This is a genomic window from Thermostichus sp. MS-CIW-25 (assembly GCF_054060015.1).
The window spans coordinates 14,347-35,317 of the sequence record NZ_JBSSCS010000019.1 but is presented as its reverse complement, the minus strand read 5'-3'; the positions used below and the strand labels follow the sequence as shown (position 1 = coordinate 35,317).

16 protein-coding genes are annotated in these 20,971 nt (G+C 58.6%); 11 read left to right on the top strand and 5 right to left on the bottom strand.

Going from position 1 to position 20,971, the window contains the following annotated elements:
• Positions 1 to 99: 99 nt before the first annotated feature.
• Positions 100 to 4,707, bottom strand: coding sequence for a ribonucleoside-triphosphate reductase, adenosylcobalamin-dependent (gene nrdJ / locus ACVWZ1_RS08380; RefSeq protein ID WP_457503121.1), 4,608 nt, complete (start codon positions 4,705 to 4,707; stop codon positions 100 to 102).
• A 405-nt stretch (positions 4,708 to 5,112) separates the two neighbouring features.
• On the opposite strand from nrdJ, the gene ACVWZ1_RS08375 reads away from it, so the two are divergent.
• The 4 genes from ACVWZ1_RS08375 (at position 5,113) to ACVWZ1_RS08360 (ending at position 10,616) form a co-directional block, all read left to right on the top strand.
• Positions 5,113 to 6,327, top strand: coding sequence for a site-2 protease family protein (locus ACVWZ1_RS08375; protein WP_457503109.1), 1,215 nt, complete (start codon positions 5,113 to 5,115; stop codon positions 6,325 to 6,327).
• Between the two features lie 194 nt (positions 6,328 to 6,521).
• On the top strand, positions 6,522 to 7,826 hold the full coding sequence (locus ACVWZ1_RS08370; RefSeq protein ID WP_457466388.1) for a M16 family metallopeptidase: 1,305 nt from the start codon (positions 6,522 to 6,524) through the stop codon (positions 7,824 to 7,826).
• A gap of 60 nt (positions 7,827 to 7,886) precedes the next feature.
• Complete coding sequence (locus tag ACVWZ1_RS08365; protein ID WP_457503108.1) at positions 7,887 to 9,197, top strand: M16 family metallopeptidase; 1,311 nt, start codon at positions 7,887 to 7,889, stop codon at positions 9,195 to 9,197.
• Between the two features lie 312 nt (positions 9,198 to 9,509).
• Entirely contained in the window at positions 9,510 to 10,616 is a 1,107-nt protein-coding gene (locus ACVWZ1_RS08360) for an o-succinylbenzoate synthase (RefSeq protein WP_457503107.1), read from the top strand.
• Here ACVWZ1_RS08360 and prfB read toward each other — a convergent pair.
• Positions 10,613 to 11,741 (bottom strand): peptide chain release factor 2 gene (prfB, locus tag ACVWZ1_RS08355; protein WP_414375016.1). Its coding sequence is split into 2 segments (ribosomal slippage): positions 10,613 to 11,668 and positions 11,670 to 11,741, totalling 1,128 coding nucleotides; the frame shifts between segments, so codons are not numbered across the junction. The two genes, ACVWZ1_RS08360 and prfB, sit on opposite strands and share 4 nt — an antisense overlap.
• Positions 11,742 to 12,063: 322 nt before the next feature.
• Here prfB and ACVWZ1_RS08350 point away from each other — a divergent pair.
• Positions 12,064 to 12,465 carry a DUF4359 domain-containing protein gene (locus ACVWZ1_RS08350; RefSeq protein ID WP_457466385.1) on the top strand — a complete coding sequence of 134 codons (402 nt, stop codon included), beginning with the start codon at positions 12,064 to 12,066 and terminating at the stop codon, positions 12,463 to 12,465.
• A gap of 52 nt (positions 12,466 to 12,517) precedes the next feature.
• Here the strand turns inward: ACVWZ1_RS08350 and ACVWZ1_RS08345 are convergent, their stop codons facing one another.
• Both ACVWZ1_RS08345 and ACVWZ1_RS08340 read right to left on the bottom strand, forming a co-directional pair.
• The gene (locus ACVWZ1_RS08345; protein WP_414329063.1) at positions 12,518 to 13,639 is read right to left on the bottom strand and encodes a methyl-accepting chemotaxis protein; all 1,122 of its coding nucleotides are present in this window, start codon (positions 13,637 to 13,639) and stop codon (positions 12,518 to 12,520) included.
• A 282-nt stretch (positions 13,640 to 13,921) separates the two neighbouring features.
• Positions 13,922 to 15,139, bottom strand: coding sequence for an HD domain-containing phosphohydrolase (locus tag ACVWZ1_RS08340; protein WP_457503106.1), 1,218 nt, complete (start codon positions 15,137 to 15,139; stop codon positions 13,922 to 13,924).
• Positions 15,140 to 15,326: 187 nt separating this feature from the next.
• On the opposite strand from ACVWZ1_RS08340, the gene pth reads away from it, so the two are divergent.
• Together pth and ACVWZ1_RS08330 are read left to right on the top strand one after the other, a co-directional pair.
• Positions 15,327 to 16,001 carry an aminoacyl-tRNA hydrolase gene (gene pth, locus ACVWZ1_RS08335; RefSeq protein ID WP_457503105.1) on the top strand — a complete coding sequence of 225 codons (675 nt, stop codon included), beginning with the start codon at positions 15,327 to 15,329 and terminating at the stop codon, positions 15,999 to 16,001.
• A 304-nt stretch (positions 16,002 to 16,305) separates the two neighbouring features.
• Entirely contained in the window at positions 16,306 to 17,775 is a 1,470-nt protein-coding gene (locus ACVWZ1_RS08330) for a cation:proton antiporter (RefSeq protein ID WP_457503104.1), read from the top strand.
• A gap of 1 nt (position 17,776) precedes the next feature.
• On the opposite strand, the gene ACVWZ1_RS08325 is transcribed toward ACVWZ1_RS08330, so the two are convergent.
• Complete coding sequence (locus tag ACVWZ1_RS08325; protein ID WP_457503103.1) at positions 17,777 to 18,364, bottom strand: FHA domain-containing protein; 588 nt, start codon at positions 18,362 to 18,364, stop codon at positions 17,777 to 17,779.
• A gap of 222 nt (positions 18,365 to 18,586) precedes the next feature.
• On the opposite strand from ACVWZ1_RS08325, the gene ACVWZ1_RS08320 reads away from it, so the two are divergent.
• From ACVWZ1_RS08320 to ACVWZ1_RS08305, 4 genes are all read left to right on the top strand, one after another.
• On the top strand, positions 18,587 to 18,811 hold the full coding sequence (locus ACVWZ1_RS08320; RefSeq protein ID WP_457503102.1) for an NAD(P)H dehydrogenase subunit NdhS: 225 nt from the start codon (positions 18,587 to 18,589) through the stop codon (positions 18,809 to 18,811).
• A gap of 34 nt (positions 18,812 to 18,845) precedes the next feature.
• Positions 18,846 to 19,589 carry a low-complexity tail membrane protein gene (locus ACVWZ1_RS08315; protein ID WP_457503101.1) on the top strand — a complete coding sequence of 248 codons (744 nt, stop codon included), beginning with the start codon at positions 18,846 to 18,848 and terminating at the stop codon, positions 19,587 to 19,589.
• A 108-nt stretch (positions 19,590 to 19,697) separates the two neighbouring features.
• On the top strand, positions 19,698 to 20,492 hold the full coding sequence (locus ACVWZ1_RS08310; protein WP_414344360.1) for a hypothetical protein: 795 nt from the start codon (positions 19,698 to 19,700) through the stop codon (positions 20,490 to 20,492).
• A gap of 193 nt (positions 20,493 to 20,685) precedes the next feature.
• Positions 20,686 to 20,943 (top strand): DUF2949 domain-containing protein, encoded by a 258-nt coding sequence (locus tag ACVWZ1_RS08305; protein WP_457503100.1) that lies wholly within the window; start codon positions 20,686 to 20,688, stop codon positions 20,941 to 20,943.
• Positions 20,944 to 20,971: the final 28 nt, after the last annotated feature.

The window sequence follows — 20,971 nt, the reverse complement described above, 5'->3', positions numbered from 1 at the left end:
GGTTGAGGGAATCCCTACAAAGGTATCACAGCAGGGAGCCCGGTCGCGCCTTTGCATCCGATGGGGTTGGTCGGCAGCAGGGGGAACCCTTTTGGGGAACTAGCTCTGAGGCGCCGAATCTGGCAGCAGACACCCCAGAGCGTCACACCCTGCCGGTCCCTCTGCTGCCAAGGTAAAGTTGCGGTCGTAGCGGGCCAGGGCCGCGAAGAAGTTATCTGTCCGCCGTCTCTTTTTGACCTCGGCCACCAGTCGTTCGTAGGTGGGCTTGTCGATTTTCTCAAAAGGCAGGCGGGGGAAGGGGGCATCGAAGCGGGCCAGCAGCGCTGCGCTGATGTAGCCCTCGTCGTCGCGGATGGCTTCGTAGATACGGGATCCCAGGGCTTCCACCTCGTCCTCCCGCAGCTCGATGGTGGCGGAGGTGTTGTGGGTGGTGTAGTACTTCTGAACCTGCATATAGAAGTCAAACTGGGCCAGGGCCGAGAATTGCTCGATCTCGATCTGGCCAGCACCGGGCAGGTTGGCCCATTCTACTTCCACAGGCAGTTCCACCAGCCATTCGGTACAGCGGGGATCAAAGGGGTCGTTGAGCAAGTTCCCGTTTTCATCTTTGTCCGCCTGAGCAGGTACCACCGAGTAGCCATAGTCCAGACAGGCCAGCGCCACCGGGTCATTTTTGGCAAAGGTGATGCGGCGGATGTAGCGTTGGGCTTTGGGCGGGTGCCAGCCGGGAGAGGCGTTGGTGAGCAGCGACTTGGTGCCGGCGGGCTGAACCGTGGTGCAGCGGTTGGGGCGGCGCAGGCTGTGGCGGTCGCAGTAGTCCCACACCACGCGGTGGACAATCTCCTTCCAGCGGCTGAGGTATTCCCGCTCCTGCTGCTTGAATTCCTTCCCGGCGGGCGTATCCGGTCTCCCTTCCTGCCACCAGCGCAGCCACTCTACCCCAAAGGCTTTGACGCAGAAATCGAACAGCCCTGTGAACGAGACGCCGACGATGGGATCCCATTCCCGCGAACGCTGAAAGCGGGGTTCCACAAAGCGGTGGTGGAGTAGGGCTGCCACCGTGAGGGCTCCCGCCGTGAAGGCTTCCTCTTGCTCTTGCCGGTTGTGGGGATCCAAACGGTTGAGGTGGATCTCGGCCAAGTTGCAATGGAATGTGTGGCCAATAATCTCGCCACAGTTGTGGACAACAAACCCATTGGCATCAAAGCACGCTGGGCCGGGGACAGTACAGTCATACACCGGCTCTACCCCGTCTGCCTCAAGGGCAGCAACCGTCACAGCAAACCGCTCTCGGTTGAGCTGGCGCTTGTAGCCATTCAGCAGTGCCTCTAGCTTTTGGGCTTTGTGCGGTTCCCGAAAGCCGACCCATTCCTGGAACAGATGCAAGTTGTCGTTGGCAATAACCAATTCGTGCTGGGCTTTGCAAGCGTATGGTGCAGGTTGGCGAGCACTGTTCGGCAGCAGGCGATATCCAGCAGGACGGCGATTCTCATACAAAACTGCAATGATGCCCAGCCGCGCCAGCATGCGCTGAACCGCTTTGAGGGTACCCAGATGGCTTTGAGAGAGCCGCACGCTAACCCCTTTCTCCTGATTACCTTGCACGCTGCCATCCGCATCAAAGAGCCCGCACAAGAAGCCTCGATGAAACTGGAAGCTGGTGGCTTCGAGCGCCTCTGTCATCTGCTTTTGTCCGGGCCTCATGCCGAACTGGGCCGCCAGTTTTGCCAACCCCCTGGAGCCGATAACCCGCAACCCAAGCTGCGCATAGTGATATGCCTCTGGCTGGCGGGGCTCGTAACCCACTGCCGTTTGCAAAAGCTGAATCGCATACTGGCTCATTTCGGCTTGGGTATCTTGCCAATAGCGTAATAAAGCCGTGTCGTTCCACGGGGTTGCCGTAAGGCTACCGTCACCCAGCAAATTCCCCAAAAGCCAGCCTTCTTCCCAGGTACCCGCCCCATCCCACGGGGTGAGATCGCGATGGTTGTGCAGCAGGATGCGGTCGCCCGGTTGTAGGCTTTCTGCCGGTACCCACTCGGTGTATTGTGCCTTTTGGGTTTGAGCGGTGACTTTGAGAACCCGATGGTTGCCTGTCAGCCGCAGAGAGAACCCTTCCTTGGTCAAAAGCTTCAGCACAGGCTTGGTACCGGAGTAGAAGAACCCCTCCGGTGTGGTACTGAATAGTTCTCCATTGACATAGGTGCTGTGCTGCTTCCCAATCAGGTCTCTCACCTGGCGCGGCCCATCGCCCGTGTGCACCCAGGTATCGGCTGTCACGCAGGGGTTCAGCCCATAGCGCCACAGGCGATCCTGAAGTTCCTCTTCCCCTAGGGAGGGATCCCGTCCCTTTAGCCATTCTCGGGCCGTTCCTGCCTCATAGGCTTTGAGAAAGTCGGGTTTTAGGTCGGGTGGGATAAGGTCGCAATTGGCCCGTGCTACGGCTTCCCCGGCCCACTGGATGGCGCCCTCACCGGAGTAAAACTGCTTGCGCACGGCCTCAATACATTCTTCCCGCGTCGGCTTGCGGTGAAACACCCGCGTGTGGTTGGCCATGCGCAGGGCATCTCGCTCGGGGTCAATTCTCCAGTTGCCGTTTTCGTCCTGCTGCCACAAGTTGTCTTTGGCGGTGGATCCCAGCTCGTCGTCGGCAGCAAATTGGCGCATACCGGCACTGTTGTGGGTGAGATAGCCATTGCAGTAAAAGCAATGGGCCTCTTCGACTTCAATGTCGTAGGTTTGTATCCAGTCGTGGCTGCCTAAGCCCTTGAATGTCACAGGGATATCTAGATCCACCTCTGACTCAGCCAGGTAACGTTCATAGTTAGCTTCCACCGACCGAGCTCCTTGGAAACCCATGCCGCGCATCTCGGTGTAGCTGTACACTTCCCGCAGCATGGAACCCGGAATTGTGAAGCCATACATCTTCAGCCCCTGGGGCAACTTCCCTTTGGCTGAGTAGGGAGCCACCAAGGCGTTGTACCGATCCTTGAATGCCGGCAGGGTGAGACTGTATTTAACCTGCCAGTTCTCCTGATGGGGGCAGATAATTTTGAGTCGGCCTGCAATACCCAGGCTAGACAGAACAGCCGCCACTTGAAGGGCAAAGGAACGGTGAACGGTTGTTGCTAATTGGGGCGGGCGACTGCAGATCGACCCATCGCTGTCGATGAGGCCCGCCAGGTAAGCTGACCGTACCTCAACGGTGCCGCGCAGGATAAAGTCGGGAACTTGCAGGGGCTGCTTCGGTTTCTTGATGTGCCGCTGGAAATACTCCGCCAGCCGGATGGAGGAACACACGAACTTTGCGGTGTTCTCCCCTTGCAAGTAGCTGCAAGTGGCTGTCAGCCCAAACGCAGCTAGTCCCTGCTCCAGCTTGGCTTGGAGACGGGAAAGCAGCTCCGGATCCAGAGCATTCGCACTCCACTCTACCCGACCGTAGGGCTTGCCGTAGCGGTTGCGTCCCAGCGCAACATACCCATCCCCGTGGGTGAACCCAATCAACCAGGCCACTTCTGGAGTCAGGGGCGGGATGGTCAGGGGTTTTGCGGTATGACTTTGTTTTGGACGAGATCCCGTAAAGTCCTCAGGCAGATGGGTAATCGTGCCGGGGAGAACTTGGGTGTTGTGCAGCAGGCGGTCGCCCTCAGCCAATTCGTGGGTACTTTTCCATTCGATGTTCCCCTGAGCGTCTGCCAAAACCGCATGGCGATGGTTCAGGGTTGAGAAGAAAGGAATGGCGTTGGTCTCTATTTCGTAAACTTCTTGGATCCCTTGGTCAAACTTGTTGACCACCCGACGAAACCCAAGGGGGGTCTGAACCCAATCTCCTACCTGCACGTCCTTGATGGGCACCAAACCTTGTGAGGTGTGCACCAAGGCATTTTCAGGTAAGCACCGCCGAATGTTCCCCGCCACAACCGTCACCGCCGCCTCGTCAATGAGCAGGCAGCATTCCACGGAGTTCAACTGCCGCCCTACTGCCCTGTTGAGAATGGCGGCACAGCGCTCGTACAAGCCGGGCAGCTTAATGGGGTTGGCCACGCCCCCAAATCCCTTCAGCCTCTCGCCGGCAGGGCGGATATCGCTCAGATCTACCGTCACGTCCACCTGACCGCCAAAGCCGGGATCCGAGGCCAGCTCCAGCAGCGCTTGGTACGAATCCACCCAGCCGCGGCGACTGTCTCCCACCTGGATGTGCACCTGGGATCCCTGCCGGTGGATGCGGGTGTGTTCCTGCCGCTCTTCGGGAGGGGTGGCGCCGATGGATCCCTTGACGTGAACCTGAAGGCGGTTGAGGATGGGAGGCAAGCGGTTGATGAATTGGGGTTCCAGCACCGCTCCTGTGCCGCAGCCCATCATGGCCAAATCCATCATCAGGCCAAAAGCCTGCCAGTCCACCACGGTGGTGCTGGTGCAGTTGTAGGCGCCGGAGAAGTTTTCCGGCTTCTGGATCCAGTCGGTGCCCATCACCCACAAGGCTCGACCGGAGATCAACGCCTTCAACTGCCGCTGCAGACGTTCTACCAACTGCCGCTCCTGAGGGGTGAAGCGCCCCAACCGGGCAATATCGGCCAAGGTGCGATCGCAAACCTCGCTCCAAGTCTCGCGGCTGCCATCTGGGCGGCGACGGCTGTAGGTGCGGTAGAACACCGGGCTGGCCGCCGGGGCTGTGGCCGGAAACTCGCCTGGAGGCACGACTCCCATCGTCTGGGCGGGATCAAGTCCCTGCACTTCTTCGCTCTGTTCGCCTGAGTGGGACGAAGTCCACACCATAGCCACACCCCTCCTGCAAAGCTCCCCTGCTAAAGCTCGGTCGTTCCAACTTTTGAGTGCTGGTTGGCCCCGACGACCCAATGCCCAACCACGTTATCACAATCTTCGGGGGTCTGGTGTTGTAGGTAGTGTTGTGCTCCGAGGAGATCCTCAAGATCCTCTAGGGATAGGGCGGGGCCCGCTGTCTGCCGGGGGGAAGCCTCAAGGAAACGGAGGGCCCGGCAGAAGGGCTACACTGGAGGAGAGGGATCCCAAGTTAAGGGGCTGCTTGTCGTCTTCAACGGCACCTTCCTGGGCCTTCTCCCCAGTGAGAGCTGTGTAAGGAGTTGTATCGTCATGACCAGTCGCCTGCGCATCGGTAGCTTGTGGGGGATCCCCTTTTTCATCGACTACACCTGGTTCCCGGCGGCCCTCCTGCTGGTGCTCTCCTACGGGGTGTTGACGGCGATGGGGTTGTTTCTTTCTCTGCTGGCCCATGAGTTGGCCCACAGCTTGGTGGCCCGCGCCTATGGAGTACGGGTTAACTCGATAACCCTATTTATTTTTGGGGGTATGGCGGCGATTGAGCGGGAAGTTCCCCGCCCCCTTGGGGCTTTTTGCGTGGCGGTGGCAGGCCCTCTCCTCAGCTTGGGTCTGTTTGTGCTCTTCAGCATGGCCCGGGCTTGGGCTGTGCCGGAGTCGATGCTGGCCTCAACCCTTGCCAGCTTGGCTGCCATCAACCTGACGATTGCCCTGTTTAACCTGCTGCCGGGCTTGCCTCTGGATGGGGGGCAAATGCTCAAGGCGGCCATCTGGGGTTGGACAGGGGATCGGCAAAAGGGTATGCTGTGGGCGGCCCGAGCCGGCCAGGGGGTGGGCTGGGGTTTGGTGGGGCTAGGTCTGCTGGTGGTATTTTGGGGGAGCCTCAACGGCCTCTGGGTGGGGTTGATCGGCCTGTTTATTTTGAACACCGCCCGCCGCTACAGCCAGTACGCGCAACTGCAGCAGGTGCTGGCCCGCCTGAAAGCTGCAGATGTGATGACCCGCCAGTTTCGGGTTTTGGACGCGAACATGAGCCTGCGGGAGTTTGTGGATCGCTATCTGGTGCCTTCTTCTCTCAGGCCGGAAGCTCCAACTCAGCCAGCGGACGTTTATTTTGCTGAGGAAGATGGCCGTTATCGCGGGTTGGTCAGGCCAGAACTGCTCAACGACATCGAGCGCAGCCAGTGGGATCGCCTCACCCTCAAGGCTATTCTCAAGCCGATGGAGCAACTGCAGGGGGTACGAGAAGAGACCCCCATTCCCCAGGTGATTCAGATGATGCGCCAGGCGGAACCGCGCCGCATTTTGGTTTTCACGCCCACCGGTGCCATTGCCGGCTTGATCGATCGCGGGGATGTGGTGGCCATGGCTGCCCGGCAGTTGGGGGTGACGCTGCCCCAGGAGGTGGTGCAACGGGTTCGAGACAGCCAAGAGTGGCCCCCTGGATTTCAGGTGGAGGACAATCTGGCAAGCGAGGGATCCCCCAGTCTGGCTTGGCAGGGATCCCCGGATTTCCATCAAGAGCCTTAGTTGGGGAGATGGGTGGACAGGGGGCGGCCCAAGGCGCCTAGGTTCTTCCTCTTCCACAAAAGGTTCCCCAAAAGGGGCGGAGCGTTTTGCCTCCGCAAGCCGGGGAGAGAAGGCCGAGAAAAGTAGTCTCAGATACTATTTCCCGAAGCCCCTCTCCATCTACAATTAAGACTGTTCTCCATCAGTTAAGAATTTTGAACCGCTCTCCTCGTCTTTTGCCCGCCTACACCCACCGACTGAGCAACGGGTTAGGCGTTATCCTTCATCCCATCCCCATTGCCGATTCTGTAACCGTTGATGTCTGGGTACGGACAGGCGGACGCCATGAGCCGCCGGAGTGGCTGGGCCTATCCCATTTTTTGGAACACATGGTGTTTAAGGGCAGCGAGCGGCTGGCCCCTGGTGAGCTGGATTGGGCCGTGGAAGGACGGGGCGGAGTTACCAATGCTGCCACCGGCCAAGACTACACCCATTACTACATTACGGTGGCTGCTGCCGACCTGGCGGATACCCTGCCCTACTTGGCAGAGGTGGTTTTGCGGGCCGGGATCCCGGATCCAGAGTTTGAGCGGGAGCGGCAGGTGGTTCTGGAGGAAATTCGCCGCGCCGCCGACAACCCGGACTACACGGCCTATCAGCTTTTGATGCAGACCGCCTATGGGGAGCATCCCTATGGACGACCGGTGTTGGGCACACCGGAAAGCTTGATGCAACTGACCCCTGAGGTGATGCGCGCTTACCACCGCGCTTGGTATCGGCCTGAATCCATGACGGTGGTGGTGACGGGTGGCATCGATCCCGAGCGGGCGTTGGCCTTGGTGGAGGAGCAGTTTGGCAGCTCTGCTGCTGGGCCAGCACCGGCCAGCCCCCCCATCCCGCCCCAGCCTCGTCCCCAAGGGATCCTGCGCCGGGAGAGCGACCATGCCCGCTTGGAGCAAGCCCGCCTGAAGTTGGCCTGGCCTACTGTTGGCATTGACGATTGGCAGCAAGCCTGTGGCCTGGAGATGTTGGCTTCTCTGCTGGGAGATGGCCGTACTTCGCGGCTGGTGCATCTGCTGCGGGAACAGCGGGGCTGGGTGAGGGCCATTGGCTGTTCTTCGCTGGTGTTGAAGGAGGGGGGACTGTTTTGTATCGGCGCTCAGCTGGAGCCGAAGGATGTGGCGCGGGTGGAGGCGACGATCCTGCACGAGATTGAAAAGCTGCAGCAGGATGGCATTGGCCAAGCAGAGTTGGATCGCACCCGGCGTATGCTCATCCATGAGTTTCTGTTCTCCGCCGAGTCCCCCAGCCAATTGGCGGGCATCTATGGCTACTACGAGACGCTGGGCGGGGTGCAACGCATTCAAGAGTACCTGGAGCTGGTGCAATCCTTTACTCCGGCTCAGATCCGGGAGTTGGCTCAGCAGTACTTGTCTCCGGAGGCTTATGTAGTCACCGTTCTCAAGCCGACTGCCCTCGATCCAGCAATGGCCTCGGAGCTGCAACTGGCCTGTCGGTGAGCGCTGCCTCGACGCTCTGGACTCTTGACTTTCGGATTTTGGACGGGATCCCTTGCCTGCATGAACTCTGCTCTGCTTGCCACCCAACGTGGCCGTTTACAGCGCGTCCTTTTGGCCAATGGCATCACGCTGTTGCTGGGCCAGAACCCAACGGTGGAGATCTTGGCTGCCCACTGTTTTTTCCGCGGTGGCAGCCGGGCAGAGCAACCGCAACAGGCGGGGGTGAGCCACTTGATGGCGGCTGTCCTCACCAAAGGCACGCATCGGCGCAACTCCCAGGCCATTGCTGCTGGGGTGGAATCGCTGGGGGCCTCGCTATCGGTGGACAGCTCTGCCGACTCTTTCGAGGTGAGCCTGCGCTGTGTGGCTGCCGATTTCCCGGAGCTGCTGGATTTGCTGGCGGAGATATTACGGGATCCCAGTTTTCCTGAAGAGGAGGTGGCGCGAGAGCAGGGGTTGATGCTGCAAGCCATTCGCGCCCAGCAGGAACGGCCTTTCAGCCTGGCTTTCGATCAGGTGCGACAGGCCCTCTATGGGGATCATCCCTACGCCCTGCCGGGGTTGGGACGGCTGGAGACGGTGGGATCCCTGACCCGCGAGGATTTGGTGGCCTATCACGCGGCCTACTGTCGTCCCAATGGAATGGTGATGGTGGTGATCGGCCCAGAGCCGCCGGAGCAAATGGCTGCCCAGGTGGAAGCGGCTTTGGGGGACTGGGTTGTTCCCGGCCCCTCTCCAGAGGATCGGGATGTTCCCCTACCCCCTCTGAGGGATCCCCAACTGCTGAGGTTGCCCCAGCCCACTCAGCAGACGACGATCTTGATCGGGTTTCGCGGATCCCCTGCTGCTTCTGCGGATTATCCGGCCCTGAAGTTGCTGGCCACCTACTTGGGGAGCGGTCTGTCCAGCCGTCTGTTCGTGGAACTGCGGGAGCGCTGTGGCCTGGCCTATGAGGTCTCGGCTTTTTTTGCCACCCGTCGGGATCCCGCCCCTTTTGGGGTTTACATGGGCACTGCAGCAGAGAACACCCAGGTGGCTCTGGAACGCCTACAAGCAGAAATCCACCGTCTGCAGGCCAATCCCCTCGATCCGGCGGAGGTGGAAATGGCGCAGCGCAAACTTCTGGGCCAATACGCCCTCAGCAAACAAACCAATGCCCAGGTGGCCCAACTGGTGGGCTGGTACGAGATTTTGGGCTTGGGCATGGAGTTTGACCAGCAGTATTTGCAGAGGGTCAGGCAACTCACCCCAGAGCAGCTCCATCAAGCCGCAAAAACCTACCTGACCAACTCGGCCATTGCTCTGGTGGGGCCGGAAGCTGCCTTGGCAGAAGTTGAGCCGGTGTTTTATGGTCGTTTCGATTCAAACTAGGACACTGCACCCACACCTAAAACGTTGGTTGCGTCGTCGCGTCAGCGTTGCGGAGCAATAATGCATAATGCATTGTGCCAGAAGGCTTTTTTCAGTAGCCCAGGTGTCTCACCCTGACCTGAAGTGACCAGAACTTTGGATTGAGGTCATTATTATAAATAAATACTATTATAAAAATATTATTATGAGCCATTATGAGTCAATCTCAGGGTGTTAAAGAAAGCGACGGGGATCGTTTTTGATCTGAAGAGCAGACCTCTGAGAAAGCCGGAGTTTTTCCCTTCTTTATCTATCTATCCTGCTTGGTTTTTTGTGGTTGGTAGGCACAGTAGATCACCCGCAGGGGATACCCAGAAAGAGGAGTCTGCACCGCTCAGGCGGCTGGAAGAGCGGTTTTCCTTTGCGTTTTGCTCCTATCGGCGTCCCTTTCGGCGGCCCCTGCGTACCCACCACGGACTGTGGTCCGTGCGCGAAGGGATCCTGATCCGACTTACAGATCGGGAGACAGGCTGTCAAGGATATGGGGAAATTGCTCCCATCCCTTGGTTTGGCAGCGAGACCTTAGAGCAGGCTCTGGAGTTTTGTCGGCAGTTGCCCCCTCTTTTGTCGGAGGCGCATATTTTGGGGATCCCAGAAGCACTGCCGGCCTGCCGGTTTGGGTTGGAAGGCGCTTGGCTGGCCTGTCGGGATCCCGATTGGTTGAACAAGGATCTCTCTCTACTCTCTTTCTGTGAACTTTTGGGGGAGACCCTGCCGCCGGAATCTTACAAGGACTCCGTCCCACTCACGCGGTCGGTGTACAAGCTCAAGGTGGGGAGGGATCCCATGCAGCAGGAGTTGGAGAAGCTGGAGCAATGGCTGGAGCGGTTGCCGCCGGGATCCCGTCTGCGTTTGGATGCCAATGGGGGACTAGGGCTTGCGGAGGCCCACCGGTGGCTGATGGTTTGTGATCGGCTTAACCAGGACTCGCCGGTCAAGATTGAGTTTTTGGAGCAGCCTCTGCCGCCGGATCAGCACGCCCATTTGGTGGAGCTCAGCCGCCAGTACCAGACCCCCATTGCTTTGGATGAATCGGTGGCCTGCTTGGAACAGTTGCAAGCCGTCCATCGCTCAGGATGGACAGGGATCCTGGTGGTGAAGCCATCTTTGGTGGGCTCCTGCATCGCGCTGCGGGAGTATCTCAGCCGCCATCCCGGCCTGGATCTGGTCTTTTCTTCGGCGCTGGAGACTGCCATCGGCGCTTGGCATGGACTGGCCTGGGCGGGATCCCTGCAGGAGAAGACGGCTTGCCCCAGAGCTGTGGGGTGGGGGGTAGGGGGGGTCTTTCCAGAAGGGGATCCCGTTCAGCTCCAAATGGCCTCACCGGAGGAGCGGCTTGCTCTGATGCAGGCAGTGTGGGAGCGCTGGAGCCGACTCTAAACGGCAGCGGCTTGCTTGGCATTTTCCTGCCGCAAGTAGGCTTGAATAAAGTGCATCAGCTCGCTCGGCTCACCGTTCATAAAGGCCTCGACATTGTAGGTTTCGGCGTTGGTGCGGTGATCCTTGATCAACTTGTAAGGATCGAAGGTGTAGGTGCGAATACGCCCCCCAAAGCCCTGAGTCACTATCTCGCCGCGAATCTCGGCCAGCTTTTGTCTGCGTTTTTCTTCTTCCATCTCGATCAGCTTGGCCTTCAAGATCTGGATGGCCCGCTCTTTGTTTTGCAGTTGGGAGCGCTCTTCGGTACAGCGCACAGCAATGCCGGTGGGCTTGTGGATCACCCGCACTGCTGTTTCCACTTTGTTCACGTTTTGGCCACCTGCTCCACCCGAGCGGGAGGTCTCGAACTCCAGATCTTCCATCTTCAGCTCATACTCGCTTTCCTCTTCCAGGATCGGCATCACCTCTACGCCGGCGAAGCTGGTTTGCCGTTTGCCGTTGGCGTTGAAGGGGCTGATGCGCTCCATCCGGTGGTTACCCTTCTCGGCAGAGAGATAACCATAGGCGTAGGGGCCTTCGATCAGCAGGGTGGCGGACTTGATGCCGGCTTCGGCACCTTCGGAGTATTCCGAGAGGCTGACCTTGTAGCCCTGGTTTTCGGCCCAGCGGGTGTACATTTTCAGGAGCATTTCCGCCCAGTCCTGGGCGTCGGTTCCCCCTGCGCCGGCGGTGATGGTGAGGATGGCACCGTTTTTGTCGTAGGGGCCGGAGAGCAGTTGCTGTAGCTCCCACTGGCCCAACTCCCGCTCCACCACTGCCAGGGATCCCGCTGTCTCGGCTAAGAGTTCTGGATCGGGCTCTTCTTGGAGCAGCTCAAGGGCGCTGACGGCATCTTCTAGGCGATCCTTCCAGCGATGCACCTGATCCCAGGAGGCTTTGAGGCTGTTGAGCTGCTGCATGTGGCGGCGGGCTGCCTCTACATCATTCCAAAACTGGGGCTGGGAGGCTTCCTGCTCTAGGATGGCGATCTGTTGCTCCAGGTGAGGCAGGTCAAAGATAGTCCTGAGCGTTGCTCAGGCGCAAGGTGAGCGATTCTAGGGTGCGTCTTAGATCGGCAAGTTCCATAGAGAACATCAAACCATCTGCACATCGGATCCCATCCTATCCTGTGGGCCAGCAACTCAATCAAGGGATATAGCCCTTCTGCGGGCTTGCCGGAACACTGTTGCCGTGCAGCGCCGGTGAACCGGGTTCCTAGGAGTCCTTTCGGGGTAGAGCGTTTGGCTGTTGATCCCGCGCAGGCGGCTGGCGAAAGGGCTACGGGATCGACGGGTCGGCTTTGGTCGATTGCGTCAGCGGGACAGAACCCTTTGGCTTCTGCCGGAAGATCCCTGTTGAGGTGGCTCAAGCCTGTAGCAGAATGGAAAACCTGGTTTCGGAGGCTGCGATGCTAAAGGTCTTTTCCTTGCTTTCCGGGCTGGTTTTGGCGGGAGGAGTGGCTGCTTTGGCCATCACCAATCCCACCTTAGAAGAGTACAGAACCCATGCAGGGCAACAACTGGCCGCCTACGCTGCGCGAGAATACTGCGCTCAGATCCCGTCTTTCTTGGTCACTTTGATTGAGGAATGTCATGCCCTTGTCCGAGAGCTTCAGCCCGAACTGGAAGCTTTGTTCATGCGCCAAACCCGCCGGCAGAATTTTATCCTCTTCAGCCTCTATACCACCGATTTGTCGTTGCTCAACTTTGGCCCGCTGGGGATTTCCTTGCCCACCTACCACTTTGAAACCCTTGCCGTGGCTGGGCAATTTTATACTTATGAGATTCGAGAGGGGAAAGCTGCCCCCTAGCCACCATGGCAACCTCAGGCTCTCAGGATCCAGAAGAATCTCAAAAGGGAGGCTAGATTTGGGCTCGTTCCAACAGGGTTTGCAGCTCTTCCAGGGCCAACTGGGCCGACTGGGCCTGCTGGTAAAGGGATTGCACTACCTCAGCGCTGCTCTGGGCCGATTGCAGTGTGGATTGGCTCTGGCGCTGGATGCGATCTGCCAAGCTGCGAATGCGGTTGCTGGCTTCAGTGGTTCGCCCGGCCAATTTGCGGATCTCCTGGGCAATGGCTCCAAAGCCACCGGCACCACCGCTGCGGTTGGCCTCTACAGCCGCGTTAAAGGAGAGCAGGCGAATGTATCCTGCCACCTCCACGATCAAATCCACGATGGTGTTGATCTCCTTGAGTTCGCGGGATAGCTCCTGGTTGTTGTCGGCAATTTCCTGGAAGAGGGTGCGCACCGCTTCTACCCCAGCAAAGGTGGCGGCAAAGGTGGATTTGCCCTTCTCCGAGAGGATCGAGCTAATCTCGATGATGCGGGCGTTGAGGCGAGCCAGCTCCTCAGAGCGCTGTTGGGCCCGCCGGCGTTCCATATCTAGGGCCAGGTTTTGGCTGAGGATCTCGGCTTTCTGCCGCTCCAGATCCCGAGCATACTGGAGGCTGCGGTTTTTTTCCTGCTCCAGCTCTGCCAAGATCCTTTTCATCTCTTCCTGCTGCTCCTGTAGCTTGCGCTGGGTGGCCAGATGCACCTGGGCCTGGGCCACCAACAACACCGGCACATCGAGAAGGCGGTAGTCCTGGGATCCCAGTTGAACCACCACGGGGTCATAGATGGTCTCTTCGGGCCGTTGGAAGGCCCGGTCGGCTGCTTGGATGACATCGCAGTCGCCGGGGAGCAAGAGAAAATCCCGGCTATGGAACTCTACCATGGAGCTGATGGGACGCTTCAAAAACACATCCAGGCCGTAGGGCTTGCTAAGCATCCACTCCAGAATGGCGCGGCGGGTCAACATTCCCCGCACCTGTGACCGCTCGTCCAGCACGATGACTCCTGAAAGGCTGCTGTCATCTTCTAGGCGGCGCACCACGTTCTCACAAGGGGTGGACTCGCTCACCTGAAACTCCACCAAGGCCAAATCGCGCAGCTTGGTGTTGATCGATAGGGTAGGAGTGGGTGGATTTGTCAGGGTAGCCATCACAGGGATCCTTGGCACACGTTGGGTACAGATGGGTTGGATGCTAATGTGTAGAGCAACACAAAAAGTCGGCCCTAAATCGGCCTTTGATGGGGTGATTCCTGCAGAAAATCGACTACCTTCAGTTTGCCCTGGGATCCCACCTTTTGCCCATAAGATTCTGCGGGATTGTACGGAAAGGATGGCCTGGGATCCCTTCTTTGCAGTTTGCGGGGATGGATCCCTTTGGAGCTGAATGTTCTGGGTTGGTATCTTGGATCCCTGATTGATCTGGAGCTGGATTTAGCGGGTTTCTGGATAGCGGTGGTAGATTTCCAGAATTTCGCTGCGTCCTCGGTTAAAGGCGGCCACCACTTGCGGGTCGAAATGGCTGCCGCTGTTGTCTTCTACAAACTGAAAGACCTCATTCAAAGCCCAGGCTTCTTTGTAGGGGCGACGGCTGGCCAAGGCATCGAAGACATCGGCTAAGGCCACAATCCGCCCTTCTAGAGGGATCCCTTCTCCTTTGAGGCCGCGCGGATACCCACTGCCGTCGAACTTCTCGTGGTGGGTAAGGGCGATGATGGCGCTCTTTTGCATCAGCTCGGAGTCGGACTTGCTGAGAATTTCGTAGCCGATCTCAGGGTGACGGTTCATGATCTGCCGTTCTTCTGGGGTCAGACGCCCCGGCTTTTGCAAGATGGCATCCGGGATCCCGATTTTGCCCACATCGTGCATGGGACTGGCGTAGAAGATCAGCTCTTGCTCATGGCTGGATAGGCCCAAGTGCTTGGCGATGATGCGAGAGTAGTTGCTCATCCGCTTCAGGTGAAAGGAGGTATCTTGATCCCGGTATTCTGCGGCCACAGACAGACAGAAGATGGTCTCGAAGTGGGCAGATTTGAGCTCTTCCCGCAATTGGACGTTTTGATAGGCAACCGCCGCCTGGGAGGCTAGGGCTTCTGCCACGCTGACTTCCAGCTCAGAAAAAGGTTGGCTCCACTCAGCCACCTGGTCAGGAGCTAGGGGGGTGGGGTGATCCGGCTTTAGGCGGTTCAACAGTTGCAGGGCGCCAAGGATCTTGCCTGAGGGATCCCGCATCGGCACGGTGAGCAAGGAGCGGGTGCGATAGCCGGTTTGCCGATCCACCTGTGGGTTAAAGGCATAGGGCCGGTCGGCGGGCAGGCGGTAGACATCCGGCAAATTCAAGCTTTCCCCGGTGAGCACCACATAGCCCACAATGCTGGAAGGGCTGAGGGGCAGGCGCAGATCCCGCAGCTCCTCATGGCGGTTGACCACGAAAAACCGCAATTCTTCTCCCTCTCGGACAAAAAGGCTGGCCCCATCACAGTGGGTCAGTTCTCGGGCTTGAGCAACAATCAACTCCAGCAGCCGCAGCAGATCCGTTTCTGAGGAGAGGGCAATCCCCACCTGAATCAGACGCTGGCTGAGGCGTAAGGCATCCAAGGCCTCGAATTCGGTTGTGCTGGGGTGAAGACCGAAGGGGGTGGGCAGGCTCATAGCAGGTTTGGTCAGAAGCGTTCACAATGAGCGTTGACAATAAACAATGGCAGAGTCATTCGCCCCCAAGAGTTCTCCTGCCGCCGGCTGGGTATCCGAACCTCCGGGGCGACCAGCAGCCCAAAAACACGCCAACACCACTCAAAGCAGCGATGCCTTACTTTAGCTCGAGGAGGCGAGAAACGTTGTGACCCAGGTCAAGCCCAAGGGAACCGATGAGATTTCCCTGCAGCTCGTTGTGGGCCTGGGCAATCCCGGCCCTCAATACGCCAATACCCGCCACAATTGCGGCTTTATGGTGGTGGATCGGCTGGCGCAGCGCTGGGGGATCCCGTTGGTTTTGGAGAAGCGATTCCAAGGTAGCTACGGAGAAGGGTTTGCCCTGGGAGGAAAGCGACGCTTGCTCAAGCCGGAAACCTACATGAACCGTTCCGGCCAATCGGTGCGGGCGGTGCTGGATTGGTACAAGTTAGATCTCGCCTCTGTGCTGGTGGTGTACGACGATATGGATCTGCCGCTGGGTCGTCTGCGCCTGCGGGGATCCGGTTCTGCCGGTGGGCACAACGGCATGAAGTCCATCATTCAGCACTTGGGGAGCGAGGCGTTTCCACGGCTGCGTTTGGGGGTGGGCAAACCCAAGGGCAGCCAAGATGTGGTCGGGCATGTGTTGGGTGGATTCGCCCCTGCAGAACAAGAGGTGCTGGAGCGGGTGTTGAATATGGCGGTAGAGGCCGTGGAGTGCTGCTGGCAAGAGGGACTGATGACGGCCATGAACCGCTTTAATCCTCTGGATCTGTCTGGGCCATCGTCCGATTTGGATGGATCCAACCCTGCACCGGGCCAAGGCGAGGCTTCCTCCTGAGGAGCAGCTTGTCCTGGATTGCCGGTTCTGAGGGGTTTTCCAGGAGAGGAAGTGGTAAGGGCTTCGTCCTGCTCATGGGAACGTCTGTGGAGACAATACTCCAGATAAGTATCAATTATCTGGAGTATAAGAGTGCCTACCTGGGCGTTGCCAACAGTTCCCAAGGGAGGTTAGCTTCTGTAACAGTCTTCCAGCAGAAGGGCGAAAGGAATGGGAACGGCAACGTTCCCACCAGGGCCGGCCCGAGACAAAAAGCTGTTCATCATTTGAGGGTGAGATCTTGCTGTTGAACAACCTAGATTCAGTGTTGCTTGCTGTTGAAGCCGCTGCCCCCCTTGAACCGGAAGGGGCTGCCAATCTTTTACCCCTGATCTTGGCGGCGGTGCTGATGGCTCTGGTGGTCATCTATCTGGCCAGCCGTATTGCCGGAGAAATCGCCGTTCGCCTCGGCTTTCCGCCGGTGCTGGGAGAATTGCTGGGGGGCGTTACGGTGGGAACCTCCGCTCTGGGGTTGCTTGTCTTCCCGGAAGGACAAGTTTCCGGCCAAGAGCTGCACACCTTGGCTCAATCCTCAGCACTGATGCAATTTCTGCAAGCCACTGCCGGACTCGACGAGGGATCCCTGGTACAGGTGTTCTCCTCCCAAAGCCAGATCATCGACATCCTCTCCGAGATCGGGGTGATCGTCCTTTTGTTTGAAATCGGCCTCGAGTCGGATCTGGCCGAGCTGTTGCGGGTCGGCCCTCAAGCCGCAGCCGTAGCCGTCATCGGGGTCGCTGTGCCTTTCCTGGCCGGAACCCTGGGCTTGCTCTACCTGTTTCATGTGCCCGTTATCCCCGCCATATTTGCCGGCGCTGCCCTCACAGCAACCAGCATCGGCATCACCGCCCGCGTCTTGGCCGAGCTGCAAAAACTCACCTCCCCAGAGGGGCAAGTGATCATTGGTGCCGCCGTCTTGGATGACGTGTTGGGCATCATCATCTTGGCCGTGGTGGCGGGCTTGGCCAAAAACGGAGAAGTCAACCTTTCCGATATCGGCATCATCATCCTCAGTGCCATCCTCTTCTTGGTCGGCTCTATTGTTCTGGGGCGCCTTCTCAGCTCCTACTTTGTGGCCCTTCTCAACAGCCTGAAGACCCGAGGTAACCCCCTTCTGCCCGCCCTTGTGCTGGCCTTTCTGCTGGCTTATGTGGGGCAAATCATTCATCTAGAAGCGATTTTGGGCGCTTTTGCCGCTGGCCTGATCTTGGCCGAAACCGAGAAACGGCAAGAGCTGGAAGAACAGATCAAGCCCATTTCCGACCTATTGGTGCCCATCTTCTTCGTCTGCGTCGGGGCCAAAACCAACCTTGCCGTACTCAACCCCACCCTCCCCGTCAACCGAGAGGGGCTGATCATTGCCGTCTTCTTGATCGGAGTTGCCATTGTGGGCAAGCTAGCAGCGGGCTTGGGGGCCTTTGGCAAGCCGGGCATCAACCGCTACGCCATCGGAGTGGGCATGATTCCCCGGGGTGAGGTGGGCCTGGTGTTTGCCGGTGTGGGGGCCGCCAGTGGGGTTCTCTCCGATGCCCTCGATGTCAGCATTATCGTCATGGTGATTGCCACCACCTTTGTCGCTCCCCTCTGGCTGCGGGGAGTGTTGATTGGGGAAGCCAACTCCCCCTCCCTCCTGGACTTGCAGGCAGAAGCGTCAGAGCAAGAGCGCAAAGGCGGCGCCGACGAGACCGCGTCATCGCTCCCAGACTCAGAACGGGTGGGCATTCCTGAGGGCTAAATTATCTCAGCTTTCCCCTCAAACGCCCCCAGAGCGTCTGCAACAGCAGCCGCAGCGGATTGCGGCGTTGAGGCTTCACGTCAATTCTCTCCGTCGTCTCCTCTTGGGGCAAAATTGCCTGCATCGAGGGCGGATCAAACCGCTGCATGGTTGTGGAGCGTCGATCCACCACCTCCGCCTTCACGCTGCGAAAGCTTACAGACTGGAGATACTGCTGAAAATCTTCGTCTGACAACTGGCGAATGCAGTACTGCATCCGCACCCGATCCCCCAACAGGATCTGATCCCCATCCTTGAGATCCCAGCTCAGACATCTCTGCCCATTCACCGAAATGCCGTTGGTGCTGCGCTTGCCCTCGATATTGCCGTCCAACAGCCGGTAGGTATATTGGCCATCTTTGTGGGGTAGCCGCAGCAGCAGCGCGTGTTGCCGAGAAACTGCCGCCGAATGAATGACAATCGCATTGCTGGGATCCCTGCCAATCGAATAGGTGGCAGCGCTGAGGGCCACAGCCCGCCGTCCCTGCTCATCATCGATCACCAACACATGCCAGAGTTGGGACTGGGAAGACTTTATGTCAGTAGCCATTGTCTGGGGCCTTGAGCTGGAGCTGGATTGACCGTCGAAGTCGCAGTGCAGGCCCCTTTCGTGTTAGCGGGCTGGAAGCCACACCTCAGCCCATTGCCCAACCCTCGGTGAACCGCTGTGGGGAGAAGGTCAACAAGGGGAGACTCGGCAAGAGAGGGGCTTTCCCTCATAATAGTAGGGCAGAGTTTCTGCCAAGAAAGAAGAAAAAAGGATAGCCGAACAGTGAACACGACTCCAGCCCCAACCCTCCTCGAAGCCCTTCCCCCGATCCACCCCGGCGTTGCCGTCCGGGTCATCAACCCCAACGACACCTACTACTGCTTCGAGGGACAGGTACAGCGAGTTACCGACGACCATGCCGCTGTCCTCTTTGAAGGCGGCAACTGGGATAAATTGGTCACCTTCCGCCTCACAGAATTGGAAGTGGTGGACAAATCTCGCCCCTAGCCCTGCTCTTCCCTGTCCCTCTTGGAACTTCCCCATGCGCAGCCATTGGCAGGAACCTTTCCTCTGGATCCATGCCGCTGGGATCCTCATCCTCCCCTTCTGGGTAGGGCTGACCCTGATCGGGCTGGCCACAGGGGATCCCCTCCTGCCGGTGGGGGTAGAGCAGGCCTGGGTGGCCGTGGTGGGCATTGGGCTGGTCTTTGCCCTGCAGTGGCGCAAGCCATTGGATATCTTCAGCCTGTGGGTGGCCTCTGTCCCCCCGGAAGAACTTACCCCCGACCAGCGCCGCATCTTGGCCGCCTTCCTCAGCCCCGAACACAAGATCTTGACGCTGTTGGCGGCAATCCTGATGCTGGAAGTCGGTGAGCGCCTCTACGACTTTGCCCCCCTCTTTGCCCCGCTCACCCCTGGCAACGGCACCCGCCTGGCCGGCCTGGCCATAGCCGCCTTCGGGTTTTGGGGATCCAACCTGTTCTTGCAGATCCCCATTGCAACGATACGGGTACTCCTCCTCAGCGAGCCGGAGCTGGCTCAAATGGATCCCGTCCCCGTCGAAGAGATCGAAAGCCGCTTCTCCGTCATCGGCGATCGCCGCAGCCCACTCCTGCAACGGCTGTTGCGCCGCATCTCCGGCCAAGATTCAGAAGGCACCTCGAAAGACCAAAAAGACAAGGTTAAAAACAGAGCGGCAGAAAACCCCCAGCTCGAATCCGAGAAACGGGATCCCTCTGGGGAAGTTGCCATGCCGGCCCCTGAAACTCCCCCCGATCCCACCTAAGGCAAGCTTCCGCAAAAGCTGTAGCTCAATGTTAGATTGGAAGCAATCCAAGCCCTGTGAAATCCAACCATCGGCATTCCCCTGATCTTCGAGGCTACCGCACCGGCAATGGCGAGCAACTTTTCTTTCCGCTTCAAGCAATTTACCCAACGCCTCAGAGAAACCACCCAACTTCCCCAGTTTTTCACCGATCAAGCCACCAGTGAAACCCAAAACCTCGCTCGGGAGTTGGCTTTGGTTGGGGAATACGCCACTCAGCTTAGCCAAGTGGTGATGGAGGTGGACTTTCTCAACCAGCTCTACACCCGTCTTTTGAACGAGCGGGAAGTGTTGCAGCAGGAAAAAGATCACTTGGAAGCGCGGGTCTTTGAGTTGCAACAGGAACGCAACGAGACGGAGCCCCAGGTGATGTATTTGCGAGAGCAGCTCAGCCAGGCTAGCTTTCAACTGGAACAAACCCAAAACCGCGAACGCAGCCTCAGCGAGCGAGAACGACAGTTGTCGGAAATCGTAGCCCAACTGGAGCGCCGGCGGGCTGTACTCAATCAAGCTATCGAAAACCTCACCAACCAAGAGGCCGATTACACCGTTCGCACCAAAGAACTGGAGGCGGTCGTCCGGGAAAACGAAAAGAAAGCCAAGCAGTACCTGGAAGCTGCCAACCACTACCGCGCCTACCTGGAAGAGCTCAATGCTCAAGTGCAAGAAACGCAAGCCAAGCTGAGAAGCCTTGGTGTCGAGCCCAAGCCCGCCGACCTGCCTCGACTTGAGGATCTGGAAAAACCCACCCCCATCCCAACGCCACCCCCTGCCTACACGCCTCCTCTCCCCCAACAGCCCCCCCCATCCCAGCAGAGTGGCTATTGGTCAGATAGTCCCTTCGACGACGACCCCTGGGGATAGACCGTCCTGCCAGGATCTATAAGCCAGCTTTGCGACAAAGCTCAGTCCTCTCTGCCCGAACTGGCCTTGGGGATGCCTGGGCGCTCACGTACCCTGGAAGAAACCTGTTGCAAGGGATCCGCAAGAAGATCCCCAGAATCAGTACGAGGATCCCGATCCTCGACATTCAATCCTTTCCTGCCCGGCCAAACCTATGGAACCGACCCTGCCGGATTTACAGGCCCTCAGCCAATGGGATCGACAGTTCTGCCAGTTTGCTGCCCAGCAGCAGCTCCTCAAGCCCAAACAACTGGCTTTGGCCCTGAAGATCCAACGGCAGCAGCACGGCCCTCTAGCCTTGATCCTCTGGCAGTTGGGCTTTGTGGGCCTGCAACACCTGGCTCAGTTCTGGGAAAAAATGCCCAGCGAAGCCGAGTCCGAACTGCTCGAGGACAGGGCCCTCGGTGGATGAAAGGTGCCCCCTTCCCCCACTCGCTTTT

What these genes read in the sequence shown, in the direction of transcription:
- ACVWZ1_RS08305 (WP_457503100.1), top strand. Translation starts at nt 20,686, where the DNA reads ATGGAACCGACCCTGCCGGATTTACAGGCCCTCAGCCAATGGGATCGA.
- ACVWZ1_RS08345 (WP_414329063.1), bottom strand. Translation starts at nt 13,639, where the DNA reads ATGGCTACCCTGACAAATCCACCCACTCCTACCCTATCGATCAACACC.
- ACVWZ1_RS08375 (WP_457503109.1), top strand. Translation starts at nt 5,113, where the DNA reads ATGACCAGTCGCCTGCGCATCGGTAGCTTGTGGGGGATCCCCTTTTTC.
- ACVWZ1_RS08365 (WP_457503108.1), top strand. Translation starts at nt 7,887, where the DNA reads ATGAACTCTGCTCTGCTTGCCACCCAACGTGGCCGTTTACAGCGCGTC.
- ACVWZ1_RS08325 (WP_457503103.1), bottom strand. Translation starts at nt 18,364, where the DNA reads ATGGCTACTGACATAAAGTCTTCCCAGTCCCAACTCTGGCATGTGTTG.
- ACVWZ1_RS08310 (WP_414344360.1), top strand. Translation starts at nt 19,698, where the DNA reads ATGGCGAGCAACTTTTCTTTCCGCTTCAAGCAATTTACCCAACGCCTC.
- ACVWZ1_RS08350 (WP_457466385.1), top strand. Translation starts at nt 12,064, where the DNA reads ATGCTAAAGGTCTTTTCCTTGCTTTCCGGGCTGGTTTTGGCGGGAGGA.
- nrdJ (WP_457503121.1), bottom strand. Translation starts at nt 4,707, where the DNA reads ATGGGAGTCGTGCCTCCAGGCGAGTTTCCGGCCACAGCCCCGGCGGCC.
- ACVWZ1_RS08315 (WP_457503101.1), top strand. Translation starts at nt 18,846, where the DNA reads ATGCGCAGCCATTGGCAGGAACCTTTCCTCTGGATCCATGCCGCTGGG.
- ACVWZ1_RS08340 (WP_457503106.1), bottom strand. Translation starts at nt 15,139, where the DNA reads ATGAGCCTGCCCACCCCCTTCGGTCTTCACCCCAGCACAACCGAATTC.